Source organism: Dyella sp. 333MFSha (assembly GCF_900102405.1).
In the GTDB taxonomy this organism is placed as follows: domain Bacteria; phylum Pseudomonadota; class Gammaproteobacteria; order Xanthomonadales; family Rhodanobacteraceae; genus Luteibacter; species Luteibacter mycovicinus.
In genome coordinates, this window is sequence record NZ_FNBR01000001.1 from 1,148,621 (window position 1) to 1,165,939 (window position 17,319).

Genomic DNA, 17,319 nt, shown 5'->3' on the forward strand with positions numbered 1-17,319 from the left:
CGTTGCTGCTCATATCAGGCTCCCGTGGCCAGTGAACGCGTGCGCGCGTCTTCCGTCACGGCTATCTCGTGCCCGGGAATGAAGTAGTCGCGGCGATAGTTGAAAGTGTGCAGGATCGAGACCAGCACGATGCCGACGAAGCTGATCGCGGCAAGCCACCAGATGTACCAGACCATGCCGAAGCCGAGGGTCAGGCTCAATGCGGCCACATAGATGCCGACACCCGTGTTGCGCGGCATATGCACCGGATTGAAGCCTGTGGTCGGGCGGACATAGCCGTTTTCCTTCATGTCGTGCCAGGCGTCGAGGTCGTGCACGACCGGCTGGAAGGCGAAGTTATAGGCCGGCGGCGGCGACGAGGTCGACCACTCGAGCGTGCGGGCGTTCCATGGATCGCCGGTAACGTCGGCCAGTGCCTTGCGCTTCACGATACCCATGACGATGCTCATGACGAAGCCGAGAATGCCGATCAGGATGATGACCGCACCAATGGCCGCGACGACGAAGTAGGGGCGCAGCGAGACATCGTCCAGGTGGTGCACGCGACGCGGCACACCCATCAGGCCGACGATGTAGATCGGCGTCCAGGCCACCCAGTAACCGACCACCCAGCCCCAGAAGGCGACCTTGCCCCAGAACTCGTCCATCCGGAAACCGAAGGCCTTGGGGAACCAGTAGGTCATGCCGGCGAAGAGGCCGAACACCACGCCGCCGATGATCGTGTTGTGGAAGTGGGCGACGAGGAACAGCGAGTTGTGCAGCACGAAGTCCGCCGGCGGCACGGCCAGCAGCACGCCGGTCATGCCACCGACCACGAAGGTCAGCATGAACGCGACCACCCACATCATCGGCAGCTCGAAGCGGATCTCGCCGCGATACATGGTGAACAGCCAGTTGAACACCTTGGCGCCGGTCGGGATGGCGATGATCATCGTCGCGATACCGAAGAACGAGTTCACCGATGCGCCGGAGCCCATGGTGAAGAAATGGTGCAGCCAGACAAGGTACGAAAGCAGCGTGATGACCACGGTGGCGTAGACCATCGAGGAGTAGCCGAACAGCCGCTTGCCGGTGAACGTGGAGGTGATCTCGGAGTAGATGCCGAAAGCGGGCAGGATCAGGACGTACACCTCCGGGTGACCCCAGATCCAGACCATGTTCCAGTACATCATCGGGCTGCCGCCCAGCTCGTTCGTGAAGAACTGCGTGCCGGCATAGCGATCCAGGATCAGCAGGAAGAACGCCGCGGTGAGTGCCGGGAAGATCGCGATCGCCAGGATGTTGCTGCACAGCGCGGTCCAGGTGAACACCGGCATCTTCATCAGGGTCATGCCGGGGGCACGCATCTTGATGATGGTCGCCACCATGTTGATCGCGGACAGCGTCGTACCGACACCCGCTATCTCAAGGGACCACAGGTAGTAGTCGACACCGGAGTCGGGGCTGTACTGCAACTCGGCCAGCGGGGCATACGACAACCAGCCGGTGCGCGCGAACTCGCCCACGAAGAGCGAGATCATCGTCAGCACCGCGCCGGACGCGGTCAGCCAGAAGCTGAGGTTGTTGAGATACGGAAACGCCACATCGCGCGCGCCGATCTGCAGAGGCATCACGAAGTTAATGATGCCTACCACCAGCGGGATCGCCACGAAGAAGATCATGATCGTGCCGTGCGCGGTGAAGATCTGGTCGTAGTGACTGGCGGGCAGGTAGCCCTGGTTGGCGCCAAAGGCGACCGCCTGCTGGGCGCGCATCATCAGCGCGTCGGAAAACCCGCGCAACAGCATGATGATGCCGAGGATGACGTACATGATGCCGATCTTCTTGTGATCGACGCTGGTGAGCCACTCACGCCAGAGCCAGCCCCATCGGCCGAGCCAGGTGAGCGCGGCGACGACGACGAGGCCCAGCACCGCGACACCGATGAAGGTACCGATCAGGATGGGCTCGTGGAGTGGAAGGGAATCGAGCGATAACCGCCCGAGTGGTGCCTTGAGAAAGCCTTGGTCTAGCATGGTCGGCCCGGGGTTCAGGCCCGCGGCCCACACGAGGCGGCCGGGGCGGAGAGGAAGAAGAGGGTGTCGGCGCGAGGTTTCGCTCAGGGGCTGCCGTGAGGCATGGCGTCGTGGGGCATGTCGTCATGCATCGATGCATCGCTGGCGGCGGCCCTGGGTGCCTGGTAGCGACCCTGGTCGGCGGCGCGGTCCAGCGCCATGACATCGGCGATGCAGGGCGTGCCCGGCTTGACGCAGCGGTTGACCGCCCGGTTGAAGATGTCGGCCTCGACGGCGGCGAAGTGCATCACCGGCACCTTTTCGCTGGGCTCGTCGAGCGTTAGGTAACGTTCGGTCGACAAGGACTCGCCAGAGGACCTGACCTTGCTCACCCATGCGTCGAAGCCCGCCTGATCCACCCCGTGCAGCATGAAACGCATGTCGGAGTAGCCTGCGCCGGTGTAATTGCCGGAGTAGCCCCAGGTGTCGCCCGGTTCATTGAGCACCGCGTGCAGCATCGACTTCATGCCTGGCATGGCGTAGATCATGCCGGCCATCGTGGGCGCGTAGAACGTGTTCATCTGGCTGGTCGCGGTGATCGAGAAGCGCACCGGCACATCCACGGGCAGCTCGAGTTCGTTCACCGTCGCGATGCCCTGCTCGGGGTAGATGAACAGCCACTTCCAGTCCATGGCCACGACCTGGATATCCAGCGGCTTCATGTCTTTGGGAAGGGGCTTGGTCGCCGAGATCCGGTCCAGCGGACGGAAGGGATCGAGCAGGTGCGTGCTCGTCCAGGTGACGACGCCAAGGCAGGCGATGATGAGGAGAGGGATAGTCCACACGACCAGTTCGATCCGGGTCGAGTGCGTGAAGTGGGGGTCGTATGCCTTGGGATTGCGACCTTTGCGGTAGCGCAGCGCGAAGATGACCGTGAGTGCCATGACCGGCAGGATCACCAGAAGCATCATGCCCGTGGCGACAAGGATGAGGTTGCGTTCCTGTATGGCTATGTCGCCGGTGGGATCCATCACCACCATTTTGCAGCCGCTCAGAAGGATGAGCGGCACCGCGACTAGTGCACTACGGGCCCAGTGGGCTAAGGGGGTTCTCGGGGTCATGGCGGAACGATAGGGCGGCAATTGCCGATCGATCCTGACCTGGGTCAATTTTGGCTGCGATGCCCGGTTGCGTGTCGACAGCGACCGCGAAGCGATTCAGCAGGACCGCTGGGTGATGGAAGGTAACTATTCCTCGTGCATGCCATCGCGCTTCGCGCGTGCCACGGGGGTGATTCTTCTCGATGTGTCGACGGTGAGAAGCCTTGGGCGGTACCTTCGACGAACATGGTTCGAACGTGACCGTGTCGGTAGCCTGGAAGGTATGCGCGAGCGGATCTCCTGGGCGATGCTTAGCTACATCGCTTTCTCGAGTGCTTCCAAACGCAGAAACTACGCGGCGCTCGTTTCGGGACTTGCGCTGCCGCGCGTGGTTGCTTCTTCAAGTCGAGCTATTGACGAGCTCTACAGTGCATGGAGCCTGACGCGCAGGGCGGAGCGGGGGATTCTCACGGCGAAATTCCCACAACAGGATCGGAAACCGTCAAAATAGGCGCCCCGCCGCCAGCGATGCCTCCTGAAGCACGCCACCTCGCGCGTATTTATTCGTTACGGAACAAGATCTTGACCACTATGACACCCCCGGCCGGTGAGGCCGACAGCGCGCTGCTGGAGCGTTTGCGCGCCGCCGCGCAACTGCTTGAGTCGATTGCCGCCGACCGTCTGCTGCTGGAAGGACTCCCCGCCGACGATCGTCAGCGCCTGTTGCAGGCCGTGGCGCAGGTCTATCATCCCGACCCCGCCGAGCGCCGGGTCCGGCTGAAAGCGGCCCAGAAAGCCCGGCACGCGTCGAAGATCCAGGCCGAGGATGCGGTGCTCAACAATACGGGCATCCGCGCGCTGCGCCGGAAGCCGGTGTTCACGACGCCGAACGTCTTCGCGCCCGAGGGTTTCGAGGCCAATGACATCCCACCCGATGTCGATGCCACGCAGCCGCGTGAGTCGATCGAGCCGAAACATTGCTACGTCTGCAAGAAGAAGTACTCGTCGATCCATTTCTTCTACGATCAGCTTTGCCCGGATTGCGCCGCCTTCAATTACACCAAGCGCACCGAGCTGGTCGACCTGCGCGGTCGCGTCGCGTTGCTGACCGGTGGCCGTGTCAAAATCGGCTATCAGGCGGGCCTCAAGCTGCTGCGCGCCGGTGCGGAGCTGATCGTGACTACGCGTTTCCCACGCGATTCGGCGGCTCGCTATGCCGAAGAGCCGGACTTTGCCGAGTGGGGTCATCGCCTGCAGGTGTATGGCCTCGACCTGCGCCACACGCCCAGCGTGGAAGCTTTCTGCCAGGAACTCGTCGCGACGCGCCCACGGCTCGACTTCATCATCAATAACGCGTGCCAGACCGTGCGTCGCCCGCCGGACTTCTATGCGCACATGATGGACGGCGAGCGCGCCGCCCTGCACGACACGCCCGAGCACGTACGCAAGCTGGTCGGTCATTACGAAGGCCTGCGCGGCACCCACATCCTGCCTGAGGCCGGTGTGGCGGCGAATGCGCTGGCGGATCGGAACGGCGGCCTCTCCGGGCTGACCCGCGCCGCCGAGCTATCCCAACTTCCGCTGCTGCCCGAAGAGCTGCTGGCCCAGAGCCATCTGTTCCCGGAAGGCAGACTCGACCAGGACCTCCAGCAGATCGATCTGCGTGAGCGCAATTCGTGGCGGTTGCTGATGGCGGAAGTGTCGTCGGTGGAGTTGCTGGAGGTGCAGCTGGTCAACGCCATCGCGCCCTTCATCATCAACGCTCGCCTCAAGCCGCTGATGATGCGCACGCCGGAACGCGATAAGCACATCGTCAACGTGTCGGCGATGGAGGGGCAGTTCTACCGGAACTTCAAGACTACCCGCCATCCGCATACGAATATGGCGAAGGCCGCGCTCAACATGATGACGCGCACCTCGGCGACCGATTACCACAACGACGGTATTCACATGAATAGCGTGGATACCGGCTGGGTGACGGATGAGGATCCGGCGGGTCTCGCGGCGAAGAAGGTACTGGAAGAACGGTTCCATCCGCCGCTGGATATCGTCGATGGTGCCGCGCGGATCGTCGATCCGATCATCAGCGGGATCAACACGGGCGAGCATGTGTGGGGGCAGTTCCTGAAGGACTACCGCCCGACGGACTGGTGACCTGCGGCCAGTCGGGTTCAATTCAACTCAAAAACGAATCGTAATTCATTGATAATAAGCACGATTCGACCCTGCGATTCAGACTCCAGAAGCTTGCTACGTCTGGGGTTATCGTCTAGACTTAACATGTGCAAGGTCCTGTACAAGTCTTTGTTGGGGCCGAGGACACGTAGAAAGGTTTAGAAGGACAGGAGAACCCAATGCGCGTGGTCAGTTTTTCGGACGCCCGTAACAACCTCAAGGACGTATTGGATACCGTAGCAAGCGACTGCTCTATTACGGTCATTCATCGTCGTGACCATGAGGACGCCGTAGTCATGTCTCTCGCTGACTACAACTCGATGGCAGACACCATTCACTTGCTTAGTAACAAAGCAAACCGCGATCACCTTGCCAAATCAATCGCCCAGTTCAAGGCGGGCAGGTCGAAAAAACGAGAGCTGATTGAAGAGGATCACCAGGAGACCGCCTGATGGCGCGAAGTGTCAAGTTCACGGATGAAGCCTGGAAGGATTACCAGGACTGGGCTGAAGACAAGAAGACTCTGAAAAAGATTAATTCGCTTATCAAGGATGCGCAGAGAACGCCCAATGAAGGACTGGGTAACCCACATGAGTTGAGCGGCGACCTTGCAGGCTTCTGGTCCAGGTCAATCAACAAGAAGGATCGTCTCGTATACGCCTTCGATGACCTTTGCATCGATGTCGTCAGCTGTAAGTTCCATTACGGCGACCACTGACTCGGCGAATCAGATCGCGTCGTCCACCGGTGGCATCTCCTCGGTTCCCTTGACCGGCAAGGGCACCAGTGCCCACGGCAACATCGCCTGCGTCAGCGGACCGATGCACAGCGCGAACAGCACGGTCCCGATACCGAACAGGCCGACGCCGCCCAGCAGCAGGCCGGCGAACAGTACGGTGACCTCGAGTCCGGTACGGACCAGTCGAAGCGACAGCCCGGTCACACGATGCAGACCTGTCATCAGGCCATCGCGCGGGCCACGCCCCAGCTGGGCGCCGATGTACAACGCGGAACCCAGCCCGCACAGGAAAATTCCGCCGGTCGTGAGGGCGAAGCGCGCCCACCACGCATCGGGCGACCTGAGCAGATCCAGCGCGATGCCCGCCACCGTTCCAATCGTCACCGAATTGGCGAGCGTGCCCAGGCCAGGTATTTCGCGTAGCGGGATCCAGAACAGCAACACGACGAATGACACGCCCACGACGACCCAGCCGAAGCTCACGGGAAGATGCTGGGTAATGCCGATGTGGAGTGCATCCCACGGGGCCTGGCCGAGGTTGCCGCGAATCATCATGGCCGTCGACAGACCGTAGAGCGACAGCCCGACCATCAGCTGCACGAGGCGTCGAACGAGTTTCCCGGCGCGTAGCTGTTCCACGGGGCCTTGCTGGTTGAGCGGGGCGATGGTCTTCATATGTTCATCGTGCCCGTGATTGGCATCGCTGGAAATAGCCGCTTCCGCGCACCGGCGATGCGGCCGTCGCAGACAATGGGTTATGATCGCGACCTTGACGACCGGAGGATCGCGTGTCGCCGTTCAACTTATTCCAAAGGGTTTCGCGGGCACCGACCAACCCCCGCGCGGAGCAGGCGCCACGGGCGTTCGACGTGGCCGAGTTGTACGAGGGACCGGTGCAACTCACGACGGATGCCGCGGAGTCGGCGGTCCGCCTCGATGAAAAGCTGCGTCAGGCATATTTCTGGATCGTCAACAACGCGATCATCAGCCCGCACTACGATATCGAGTACCACGACGGCCCCTCGGCATCGTTTCCGGTGGGCGACACCCGGCGCCCCCTGGTCCTGCCATCGGCTCAGAGCTATTCGAGCTATGTACTGCTGCCGCTGCTGACGTTCGCCACTCGTCGAAAATGCCTCTTCATCGGAGGACCGGGACGCGGAAAGACCGCCAGCGCCATCCTCATGGGCGTTCTGGCGGGGTACCCGGTACGCGAGGTCCGCCGGGCCATGCAGCACGGGCATCCGCAGATGACCATCGCCGACCTGCTGGGCAATCCGCTGCCGGCCGACCTGGTTGCCGCGCAGGACATGGGCGACATCCGCATCGCATGGCGAAAGTGGCTCTCGATGCGGGTGAAGATCATCGATGAGTACAACCGCATTCCCACCCGTACCCAGAGTGCCCTGCTCACGGTCATGGGCGACAACTACGCGGAGGTGCTCAACCACGTCTACGAGTGCCCGGACTCGGCCTGGTACCTCACGGCCAATGACGATCGCGGCGGCGGTACGTATCAGGTCATCGAGGCGTTGCGCGATCGTATCGACGTGGTCGTCCAGGCACTGGCGTTCAATCCGCGCTTTCTCGACGAGATGCTCTTGCGCATCGAGGAGAACATCCACCCCGAGGAAGTGATGCCGCGCGACATCATCTTCACCGAGGCGGAAGCGGACCGCATGGTGGAAGAGATTCGCGGGATCGACGTTCCGCACGACGTGCGTCGGCGCATCGAATTCTTCTGCAGCCAGTTCGAGCTGATGGAAGGCGCGGGCGCGCAGTTCGAGTACCTGACCAAGGACACGGTTCGCCTGGCCGGCATCGACTGGGCCCAGGTGGTGGCCGCGGACAGTGGACGCGACCGGCTGAAGGATCTCGGCTGCCAGACGCTCAACGGCCTGTCCGTGCGGAACCTCATGACGATCCTGGTGTTCGCCAAGGCACTGGCCTATTTCAGGGGGCAGACGGTTGTGGCCCTGGACGACGTGCGACAGGTGCTGCCGTTCGTGCTCAACGACAAATTGCAGCCCGATCCGGATGCGCCATTCTTCGCGCTGCCCGAGAACGCGGCTTACCGGACCGACCGTGTGAGCTGGCTGCGCTGGCTGCTGGACGCCTCCAACGCCGAGTACGATCGCCTCGATCTCGATCGCAACGATCCGGTGGGGGATCTGTCCGCGGAGTTTGCCAGGGGACTCGACGGGCTGAGCGAGCGCGATACGCGCTCACGCATCGTGCGTATCGAACGGCTCGTGGAAGAGCGCGTCAAGGGGCGCAAACTCTACGGCCACCTCTATGACGACTTGTTGAAGCTGAAATACCTGCATCAGCGATACACCAATTACCTGCACTGGCAGCAGGCGCGCTGAGGTGGTCTCGGCTCTTCTGGCCAACGTGCTGGCCGCGCGCCGCCCGTTGCTCAATCAACGGGTCGCCGAGGCCCGGCACCGGACACCGGGGATGGACCTTCCGGCCTTCCGCGCGTTCGTTTCGGACACGCTCGATCCCATGTGCGTCGACCTGGGCAGCGTCGATGAGCAGGCGACGGTAGCGATCATCGAGGCTGCCTTCGGCATCGGCCTGGATCTGGTGGCACAGGGTCTGGCCGGACCCGGCGCGAGGCAGCCGTGGATCGACCGCGCCTGGCGGGACCTCGCCTTGCCGATGCGACACCTGCTGACGACGGCACCGGCGGACACACTCGGTACGGTGAGCAATGCGGTGGTGCGACTCGGCGGCGTGCCGGGTATCGACGTCGGCCGATGGATTTCGGACCTGGCCACGCTCGCGCCGCGCTGCGCGACGCTGGAGGCACTGCGCACGGTCGGTGCCCTTTGCGCCTGGCGAGCCGGCATGTCACACCTGCGGGTTGCGGCGCTGGATCAGGCCGGCCGCATCGAGCCGTCGCTCGCGGCGGCAGCCGTGGGCGCGCCCGATCAGGCCTGGACCGACCTTGAACCGCGTTTGCGCGCCGATCGATGGTGGCACCCGGAACACGGCGTGGCCTCTCAGGGACGAACGGTGGGCGGGTTTACGGGTTTTGGCGGACCGTTCGCCGAGCCGCCGGTCGCACGCGCCACCGCTGACGGCTTCGTCGTGCAAAGTGGTGAGCGCTGGTTTCTCGTGGTATGCGACGCCTTCGGTGCTGTGGTCCTTCCGGCGACCGCGGCGGAATTCACACAGGCGGACGCGAGATCCGTGACAGCGCTTCCGATCACGCCACGCGGGGTCAACGTCACGGGGCGCGACGTAGCGGTGCGGATACCTGGCGACAGCGCCTCGGCGGCGCTGGGCCGGCACAGCGCCGCCTTGTTCTCGCCGTTGACGCATTATCTCCACGTGCTGCCGGTGTCCGCGTGAGCGCACCCTTGCCGGCCGACGATCCGCTGGCCGTCTGGCGAGCGGCGTGGCCCCGGGCGCTGGCTGTCTGGAGTCGCTTCACCCGGCTGCAGGACCCACGTCTCTGTGGCACGCGGGCCGAGGCGTCGAAGGAAGGCCTGCAAGGCAGCTTCGCCATGATCCGGCTGGTCGATCAGCGCGTGGTGATCGATCTGGAAGAAGTCTCCCGGCTGAGCCTTCACGACTACGCTCTCGAAATTCTCGCCCATGAAATTGGGCACCATGTGTTGTCTCCGGCCACGGCGGCCGACCACGCGCGCCTCCTCGCCCGCATCCGGCGCGCACTGCCGACGCTCGAAGCGCAGGCGCCGATGGTGGCCAATCTCTATGCCGACCTGCTCATCAACGACCGCTTGCAGCGGCAGGAAGGGCTGCGCATGGCGGATATCTACCGACGCCTCGCGGCGAGCGACACGGGAGGAGGGCGTTCGTCCGTATGGATGCTGTACATGGGCATCTATGAACAGCTCTGGCAGCTGAGCGCGGGCTCGCTCGGCGGTCCGGTCGACGACGATGCCATGAAAGGCGACGCGTGGCTCGGCGCGCGCGTGGTACGTAACTACGCCGGTGACTGGCTCGACGGGTCCACGCGATTCGCCGCCCTGCTGCTGCCGTACCTCGTCGAATCCACGAGCGATACACGGATCGAAGCACTGATGGACACACGGCATGCCGGCCTCGGCAGCCAGCCGTCCGGCCTGGATCGCCTGGACAGCGACGAACTCGCGCCCGTCATGCATCCGGCACTGGATCCGCGCGTGACGGGAGAGGCGCCTCCGGCACTGGGGCCTCCGCACGAAGGCCAGGCCGCTACGGTGTCGACCGCGGCCGAACATGCCGGTGACGGTGCGCAAGCACGCGAGCCGTTCGAGTATGGTGAGATATTGCGTGCTGCGGGCCTCCAGCTCACCGACCACGACATCGCGGTGCGATATTACCGGGAACGTGCGTTGCCTCACCTGATCCGCTTCCCGGTGCGGCCACAGCCCGAGTCGATGGAGCCGCAGCCCGAGGGTCTCGAGCCCTGGGATCTCGGCGATCCGTTCGACACGATCGACTGGATGCAGACCGTGATGCAATCGCCCCGGGTCATCCCGGGGCTCACCACGGTGCAGCGGACCTACGGACTCGCTCCAGGACGCGAACAAGGCAGTGAGCCTGTCGACCTGGACCTGTACGTCGACAGTTCCGGTTCGATGCCCAATCCTCAGACGCATACCTCATACCTTGCGCTCGCCGGTGCCGTCATCGCGCTATCCGCGCTGCGAGCGGGGTCGCGCGTGCAGGTTACCCTGTGGAGCGGCACGCAACAGGAGATGCATACCGAGGGATTCGTCCGCTCGGAGGACGCGATCCTTCGCGTGCTCACCGGTTTTTTCGGCGGCGCCACCGCCTTTCCGATCCACCGGCTTCGTGGCACCTACGAAACGCGTACCCCACGCGATCGCGCCGTGCACATACTTCATTTGTCCGACGATGGCATCACCACGATGTTCGCCAACGACGAGCGGGGCAACAGCGGTTGGCACATCGCGGCCCACGCGCTCAGCGCGGCCCGCGCCGGCGGAACCATGGCACTGAATCTCTACAGTCCGCTACCCGACCATGTCGCCGACAAGGCCGCCACGGGCTGGACGGCCGACCTGCTGCGGGCGCGATCGGAAGGCTGGAGCATTCATGTGGTACGCGACATGGCGCAGTTGCTGACCTTCGCGCGCGACTTCAGCCAGCGCCACTACGGACGGATGGGCGCATGATGGTGCTCTGGCGGGTGACCACCCTTTGCAACCTTGCCTGCGGCTTCTGCGCCTACGACCGGCGCGTTTCCGTCCCCCGGATCCACGTCGATGCCGCCGAGGTGGAACGCCTGGCTTCGCTTCTTGGCCAGTGGGGGGCGATCAGCGGGGAGGACGTCTTGCTGAGCTGGCTCGGCGGTGAGCCATTGCTCTGGCCGGGTGTCCTGGATCTATCGCGACGCCTGCGCGAAGCACACGGTATTCGTGTGAGCGTCACCACCAACGGTACGACACTGGGGAGCAAGGGCGCTGCGCAGGCGCTGGCGGCGGCATTCGACGAAATCACCGTCAGCGTGGACGCCCTCGAGGGCGATCACGAACGCTTACGTGGATGGCCCGGCGGCTGGCTGAAGCTGGCGGACGGTATTCGCCGCTTGCGGGACGCGAGCGGCTCACCGCGGCTCCGCGCGAACGTCGTGTTGATGCGTGACAACCTGGCTTCGTTTCCGACGCTCTGTGAGCGACTGGCGGACTGGGGTATCGATGAAATCACCTTCAATCAGCTTGGCGGACGCGACCGGCCGGAGTTCTTTCCTCAGCATTCGCTCGGCGTCGACGATGTCACGACCCTGCGGCATCGGCTGCCGGAGCTGGTTCAGCGCATGAGCGAGCGTGGTGTGCGGCTGTGCGCGAGCGACGCCTACCTCGATCGCTTCGCGGCGACGGCGTCGGGGCGCGCGGTGCCGGTGACGGATTGCGAGTCACTTCGCCCCACGTTGTTCATCGACGAGCACGGCCGCATCGCTCCCTGCAGTTTCACGCTCGACACGTACGGTATTCCCACACGCGATGTGCTCACCGTGGACGACGTGAGCCACCTCCGCGCGCGCCTCGCCACGGGACGGCGGGCTCGCGCCGCCGCGGTATGCGCGGATTGCCCGTCCACCCAGGTGTTCGCCAAGTTCGGTACATGAGTATGAGCAACGGTCTCCCCCTCGAATGGCTTCTGCGGCGCCTGATCGACGTGCCCTCTGACTTTCTCGATCCGCCGCGGCGAGGCAGGGAAGGGCGCGTACATGTGGCTGCCGTCGTCAACGACATGCTGACGCGCCACGGTGAGACGACGCCACCCGCCTTGCTTGCGACCCTCTCGGGGGATCTGGTGGGGGTCAGCGCGGCGCAGCTCACGCTTTCCGCGGTACTGGCCTGGCTTCTGGCCGACGAGCGCTGGCTGGCGGCCGGCGCCGTGCCTTCTGCCATGCCGGCCCTGTTTACCGACGCCATTCCCGCGTTGGCGGCCGAGGCGGACGCGGCGCGCTACGTCTTCGAGGCCGACCGTCGCGAAGAGCTTGTGCGCACCGTATTGGCACGGCTGGCGTTGCTGCCCGAGGGCGAGACGGCCCATCAGGCGGCGGACCGGCTCGCCAGCGTCAGTGGCGTCGAACGCCGCCGCCTGCTGGAGGCAAGCCGTGCCGCCGAAGAGCGGGCACGAGCCATTCGCGAGGCACTGGCCGCGAAAGCGGCCGCTGAATCCGCGGACAAGTGGACACGCGAGTGAGTCGTGAGCCCACCGATGCGGACCGGTATCCGACGTTGTCCGACGCGGGGCGCGCCGTGCTGATGCATATGACCGAGCATCCGCATGCACCGGTGTTCCGCAACCGGAGTGGCAATCGCCTGTTGCACGAAGAAGTCGCGGGATTGCGCGACTATGAGCGCAATGAAGGTCAGGCGCCGTTCGCGTGGTCGCCGGGTGTGACGCCACCCTGGCTGGGCGCTTTCGTCGCCCACGTCCACGCCGAGGTACCGTATTACCGCAGCCGGGGCCTGCCGCCTTCGTTCGACCGCATCGCCACCGTGGACCGCGGCGATCTCGCTGCCGACGTCGCCCGTTTCGTGCCCGATTCCGTTTCGCTGGACCGACTCATCAACTTTCGAACGACCGGGACGACGGGACACCCGCTGGTCCTCCCATCGCATCCGGTGGTGGCCGGGCGCTACCTGGCCTATCACAAGCGAGCGCTGCGACGTGCGGGAATCACCCTGCGGCAAGGTCGCGGCGACGTCGGGGTGATGCTGCTCGGCATGCAACGCACGTGCTTCACCTATGTGTCCGTCACGCCGTCGATGGACGAGTCCGGGCTGGCCAAAATCAATCTTCACCCGGATGACTGGCGTGACGCGGGCGATCGTGCGCGGTACATCGACGCCATGCGGCCCGAAATCATCGCCGGCGATCCCATTTCTTTCGCCGAGCTGCTTCGACTGCCTGTGCGGCACCGGCCGACAGCGTTGCTGTCGGTCTCGATGGCCTTGTCTCCGTCGCTGGCTGCCGCACTTCAGGAGCGCTTTGCCTGCCCTGTGCTGGACATCTACTCGATGAACGAGGCCGGGCCGCTCGCGGTCTACGACGAGGCGCTTGGCGGGCATCTTCTTCTGCAGCCCGGGATGTTCGTCGAGGTCGTCGACGCGTCCGGTCGACCTGTGGCGCCCGGTGAGACCGGTGAAATCACGCTTACCGGCGGCTTCAATTTCTGCCTCCCGCTCCTGCGTTACCGCACCGGCGATCACGGCGCACTCGTGGCGAGCGACGAGGGTCCGGTGATCGCCCGGCTGCACGGACGTCAGCCCGTGCGTTACCAGACCGCCAGCGGGTCATGGGTGAACAACATCGACCTGACCCATGCGCTGCTGGCGTATCCGCTGTCGCGTTATACGGTGCATCAGTACGCCGATCGACGCGTTCTGTTGCGACTGGCACCCGGTGACATCGTGCATGCGGATGAAGCTTCCGCGAGCCTCGCCAGCGCATTGCACGGTGTCGAGGTGACGGTCGTCCCGCTCGACGGCGACGACAAAGTGCTGCAATACACCACCGATGTGCCGGAAGGACTGACGCGATGACGTTACTGGAAGGGGCGGCCAACACACTGGCTACCTTGTCGATTCTTCTTGCCGGCAGGAACAGCGTACATACGTGGTGGACCGGCATGGCGGGCTGTTCGTTGTTCGCCGTGTTGTTCTGGCAGACGAGGCTTTACGCCGACGTCCTGCTGCAGGTGTTCTTCGTCGTCGCCAGCATCGTGGGGTGGTGGCACTGGAGCCGGCGGGGTGCCGAGGGTGACGGTAACGTGCACCGGACCGGAGCGATCGCTCTGGCGTGGATGACGATTGCGGCGGCGATCGCTGCGGTGGGTTACGGCACGTTGCTGCATCGGTTCACCGACGCATACGCGCCGTTTGCCGACTCGTTCGTGCTGGCCACGTCGGTGCTCGCCCAGCTGCTGCTCATGCGCCGGCGTATCGAGACGTGGCCGGTCTGGTTGCTGGTGAATACCGTTGCCGTGCCACTTTACGCGTCACGTGGTCTGACCGTCACCGCGGTGTTGTATGCGGCGTACTGGGGCAACGCCCTGATCGCATGGCGACACTGGGTGCGTCTTTCCCGGGCGGAGGCCTCGCTCGCGTGACCCGGTATGCGCGTGGGTTGATCGTCGGCAAGTTCTGTCCGCTGCACCGCGGCCACCAGTATCTGATCGACCGGGCGCGCTCCCTGTGCGACGAACTGGTGATCCTCAGCTATACTAGGCCCGAATTTCCAGGCTGCGAGCCGGACCGACGCGAGCGCTGGCTGGGTGAGCTGTATCCGGATGTCGTGCGCTGCCTGCTGGATGACGTCCGGCTCGCGGAAGCGTGCCGCCTGCGCGGGCTGCCCATGGTCATGCTTCCGGACAACGAAGCGGCCGACGACGTGCAGCGTCGCTTCGTCGCCTGGGTACTGAGGCACCTGATGGACACCGTGGTCGATGCCGTCTTTACCAGCGAAGGATATGGCGAGGGATTCGCGGCGGTGCTTTCGGCGGAGCAGCGCGCGCATGGCGGTCCTGCCGTATCTCATGTCATGGTCGATCCGCAGCGCGTGGCTGTGCCTGTGTCCGGCACGATGATCCGCGATGATGTGCACGGGGCGCGCCACTATCTCGCTCCGGAGGTCTACAGGGACTTCGTGCGTCGTGTTGCGATTATCGGCGGCGAGTCAACCGGCAAATCGACGCTGGCGGCGGAGCTTGCGGCGGCGCTGGGGACCGTTCACGCCGCCGAGTACGGGCGCGAGTTGTGGGAAGCGAAGCAGGGCGCGCTGGTGCACGATGACATGCTGCATATCGCGCGCACCCAGGTGGCCCGTGAAGAATCACTTGCAGCGCAGGCGAACCGCTATCTGATCTGCGATACGACGCCGTTGACGACGGCGCTCTACGAGGAGGTGATGTTCGACACGGTGGCTGACGAACTCGCCGCGTTGTCACGACGCCCGTATCACCACGTTTTCCTGTGCTCGCCGGATGTGCCGTTTGTACAGGACGGGACGCGGCGCGATGAAGCGTTCCGGCAATGGCAGCACAACTGGTACGAGCGCGAGCTAAAGGCTCGCGGTGTGCCGTACCAGCTTCTGGGCGGGTCGTGGGAGGCGCGCCTGTCGATGGCGCGAGCCGTGCTCTAGCGGGTGCTGTCTGCAACCTGGTGTGCTTCGGCACCACCCACACGCATCAGCAAGGCTTCGCACGCGCCATTCATCTGCGTGACCTGCAGCTGCTTGCCCTGTTGCGTGTAACGCCGGCGCAGTGCTTCGATCGCCTCGACGGCCGAGTGATCGTCCAGATGCGCCCCTGAGCAATCCAGTTCAACGTATGCCGGATCGTTCTCCACGTCGAACATGGCCTGCAACCGCGCCGTGGCCGCAAAGTACAACGTGCCATGGAGCCGATAACGACGACCGCCGTTGGGCAGATCCTCGCGGGTCACGCTGAGACGGTCCGCGTGTTTCCAGGCGAAGGCGATCGCGGCGATGACGACGCCGCAGAGTACGGCGGTCGCGAGGTTCGCCAGCACGGTGATCACGCTCACTGCGACGATCGTCAGCGCATCGGGAAGCGGCAGCCGACGGAGCAGGGGCACGCTGCCCCACGCGAAGGTCTTCTGCGCCACCACCAGCATGACACCCAGCAGAGCGGCCAGCGGAATGCGCTCGATCAGCGGCGACAGAAACAGGACGAAGCACATCACCAGCACGCCCGCGGTGATGCCGGACAAGCGGGTGCGCCCGCCTGAGGTCAGGTTGATCATGGTCTGGCCGATCATGGCGCAGCCGCCCATGCCACCGAACAGGCCGGAGACGACGTTTGCGGCGCCGAGCGCGATGCATTCGCGATTGGGCTGGCCTTCGGTCGCCGTGATCTCATCGACCAGATTCAGCGTCAGCAGCGTCTCGAGCAGGCCGACCATGGCCATCACGAGCGCATAGGGAAAGACGATTCTGAGGGTGTCCAGCGTCAGCGGTACCTGCGGCCAGTGAAGGACAGGCAGCCCACCCTTGATGGAGGCGATGTCGCCCACGTCGCGCGTGTGCAGACCGAACACCTGCACGAGCAGGCTGACGATCACGATCGATGCCAGCGCCGAGGGCAGGACCCGCGTGAGCTTCGGCAGGACATAAACGACAAGCATGGCGACCAGCGCCAGTCCCAGCATCAGATAGAGCGCGCTGCCGCTGAGCCAGCCGCCGCCGGGCGCATGCAGGTGCTCCAGCTGCGAGCTGGCGATCACGATGGCCAGTCCGTTAACGAAGCCCAGCATGACCGGATGCGGGATCATGCGTACCAGCTTGCCCAGGCGGAGCAGGCCGAACAGAAGCTGGATCAGACCACCGAGAAGCACCGTGAGCAGGAAGTACTCGCTGCCGTGCTGAACGACGAGGGCGATGATCACGACCGCCATCGAGCCGGCCGCGCCGGAGATCATGCCGGGACGGCCACCGAAGGCCGCCGTCAGCGCCGCGATGATCGCCGCGCCGTACAGACCCATGAGGGGATTGAGGTGCGCCACCAGTGCGAAAGCCATGGCTTCGGGCACGAGCGCGAACGCGGTGGTGAGTCCGGCCAGAACGTTCTGGCGGACGGAAGGCAAAGAGCGGGTCATGCGGTTTTCCTGTGTGGCACACGCCTGAGGCGGCGCGAATCATCCCGGCCATGCCTGCGGCACGGCACATCGCTGAAGCGTGGGCGTCAGGTCAGGGTGGCGTAAGCGACACGAGGGAATACACGGCTGGCGGACTCGAAAAGACGGCTCAACCCGCGACCTTGCCATGTTGCGTCGCGTCAATCAAGGCGCGCTTCCTG

16 protein-coding genes are annotated in these 17,319 nt (G+C 64.4%); 12 read left to right on the forward strand and 4 right to left on the reverse strand.

What is annotated here, in order from left to right; genetic code table 11:
- Window positions 1–14: 14 nt before the first annotated feature.
- Window positions 15–2,015, reverse strand: coding sequence for a cytochrome o ubiquinol oxidase subunit I (gene cyoB, locus BLT40_RS05210; protein ID WP_090351947.1), 2,001 nt, complete (start codon window positions 2,013–2,015; stop codon window positions 15–17).
- An 83-nt stretch (window positions 2,016–2,098) separates the two neighbouring features.
- Complete coding sequence (cyoA, locus tag BLT40_RS05215) at window positions 2,099–3,115, reverse strand: ubiquinol oxidase subunit II (RefSeq protein ID WP_090351950.1); 1,017 nt, start codon at window positions 3,113–3,115, stop codon at window positions 2,099–2,101.
- A 67-nt stretch (window positions 3,116–3,182) separates the two neighbouring features.
- Here cyoA and BLT40_RS19905 point away from each other — a divergent pair, with 67 nt between their 5' ends.
- The 4 genes from BLT40_RS19905 to BLT40_RS05230 all read left to right on the forward strand — a co-directional run bounded on the left by BLT40_RS19905 (window position 3,183) and on the right by BLT40_RS05230 (window position 5,987).
- Entirely contained in the window at window positions 3,183–3,605 is a 423-nt protein-coding gene (locus tag BLT40_RS19905; protein WP_143025837.1) for a P-loop NTPase family protein, read from the forward strand.
- Window positions 3,606–3,685: 80 nt separating this feature from the next.
- Entirely contained in the window at window positions 3,686–5,248 is a 1,563-nt protein-coding gene (locus BLT40_RS05220; RefSeq protein WP_090351952.1) for an SDR family NAD(P)-dependent oxidoreductase, read from the forward strand.
- Window positions 5,249–5,448: 200 nt separating this feature from the next.
- Entirely contained in the window at window positions 5,449–5,721 is a 273-nt protein-coding gene (locus BLT40_RS05225; protein ID WP_036113164.1) for a type II toxin-antitoxin system Phd/YefM family antitoxin, read from the forward strand.
- A complete protein-coding gene (locus tag BLT40_RS05230; protein WP_036113167.1) occupies window positions 5,721–5,987 on the forward strand; it encodes a Txe/YoeB family addiction module toxin in 267 nt (88 codons plus the stop codon). Before BLT40_RS05225 ends, BLT40_RS05230 begins: the two co-directional genes overlap by 1 nt.
- 9 nt (window positions 5,988–5,996) lie before the next feature.
- Here BLT40_RS05230 and BLT40_RS05235 read toward each other — a convergent pair whose 3' ends face one another.
- Window positions 5,997–6,683 carry a membrane protein YczE gene (locus BLT40_RS05235; protein WP_090351955.1) on the reverse strand — a complete coding sequence of 229 codons (687 nt, stop codon included), beginning with the start codon at window positions 6,681–6,683 and terminating at the stop codon, window positions 5,997–5,999.
- Between the two features lie 113 nt (window positions 6,684–6,796).
- On the opposite strand from BLT40_RS05235, the gene BLT40_RS05240 reads away from it, so the two are divergent.
- The 8 genes from BLT40_RS05240 to BLT40_RS05275 are packed head-to-tail and all read left to right on the forward strand — an operon-like array spanning window position 6,797 to window position 15,644.
- Window positions 6,797–8,377 (forward strand): MoxR family ATPase, encoded by a 1,581-nt coding sequence (locus tag BLT40_RS05240; RefSeq protein ID WP_090351957.1) that lies wholly within the window; start codon window positions 6,797–6,799, stop codon window positions 8,375–8,377.
- 1 nt (window position 8,378) lies between these two features.
- Window positions 8,379–9,368, forward strand: coding sequence for a hypothetical protein (locus tag BLT40_RS05245; protein WP_143025838.1), 990 nt, complete (start codon window positions 8,379–8,381; stop codon window positions 9,366–9,368).
- The gene (locus BLT40_RS05250; RefSeq protein ID WP_218124520.1) at window positions 9,365–11,164 is read left to right on the forward strand and encodes a hypothetical protein; all 1,800 of its coding nucleotides are present in this window, start codon (window positions 9,365–9,367) and stop codon (window positions 11,162–11,164) included. Before BLT40_RS05245 ends, BLT40_RS05250 begins: the two co-directional genes overlap by 4 nt.
- Complete coding sequence (locus BLT40_RS05255; protein ID WP_090351963.1) at window positions 11,161–12,117, forward strand: radical SAM protein; 957 nt, start codon at window positions 11,161–11,163, stop codon at window positions 12,115–12,117. The genes BLT40_RS05250 and BLT40_RS05255 overlap by 4 nt, the downstream gene beginning before the upstream one ends.
- A gap of 2 nt (window positions 12,118–12,119) precedes the next feature.
- Entirely contained in the window at window positions 12,120–12,701 is a 582-nt protein-coding gene (locus tag BLT40_RS05260; RefSeq protein ID WP_197056454.1) for a hypothetical protein, read from the forward strand.
- Window positions 12,698–14,047: an AMP-binding protein gene (locus BLT40_RS05265; protein WP_090351966.1), complete on the forward strand. Its 1,350-nt coding sequence runs from the start codon at window positions 12,698–12,700 to the stop codon at window positions 14,045–14,047. The genes BLT40_RS05260 and BLT40_RS05265 overlap by 4 nt, the downstream gene beginning before the upstream one ends.
- Window positions 14,044–14,613, forward strand: coding sequence for a nicotinamide riboside transporter PnuC (gene pnuC, locus BLT40_RS05270; protein WP_090351968.1), 570 nt, complete (start codon window positions 14,044–14,046; stop codon window positions 14,611–14,613). The genes BLT40_RS05265 and pnuC overlap by 4 nt, the downstream gene beginning before the upstream one ends.
- Complete coding sequence (locus BLT40_RS05275) at window positions 14,610–15,644, forward strand: AAA family ATPase (protein ID WP_218124521.1); 1,035 nt, start codon at window positions 14,610–14,612, stop codon at window positions 15,642–15,644. Before pnuC ends, BLT40_RS05275 begins: the two co-directional genes overlap by 4 nt.
- Here BLT40_RS05275 and BLT40_RS05280 read toward each other — a convergent pair.
- Window positions 15,641–17,119, reverse strand: coding sequence for a SulP family inorganic anion transporter (locus BLT40_RS05280; protein WP_090351973.1), 1,479 nt, complete (start codon window positions 17,117–17,119; stop codon window positions 15,641–15,643). The genes BLT40_RS05275 and BLT40_RS05280 overlap by 4 nt on opposite strands.
- Between the last annotated feature and the right edge of the window lie 200 nt (window positions 17,120–17,319).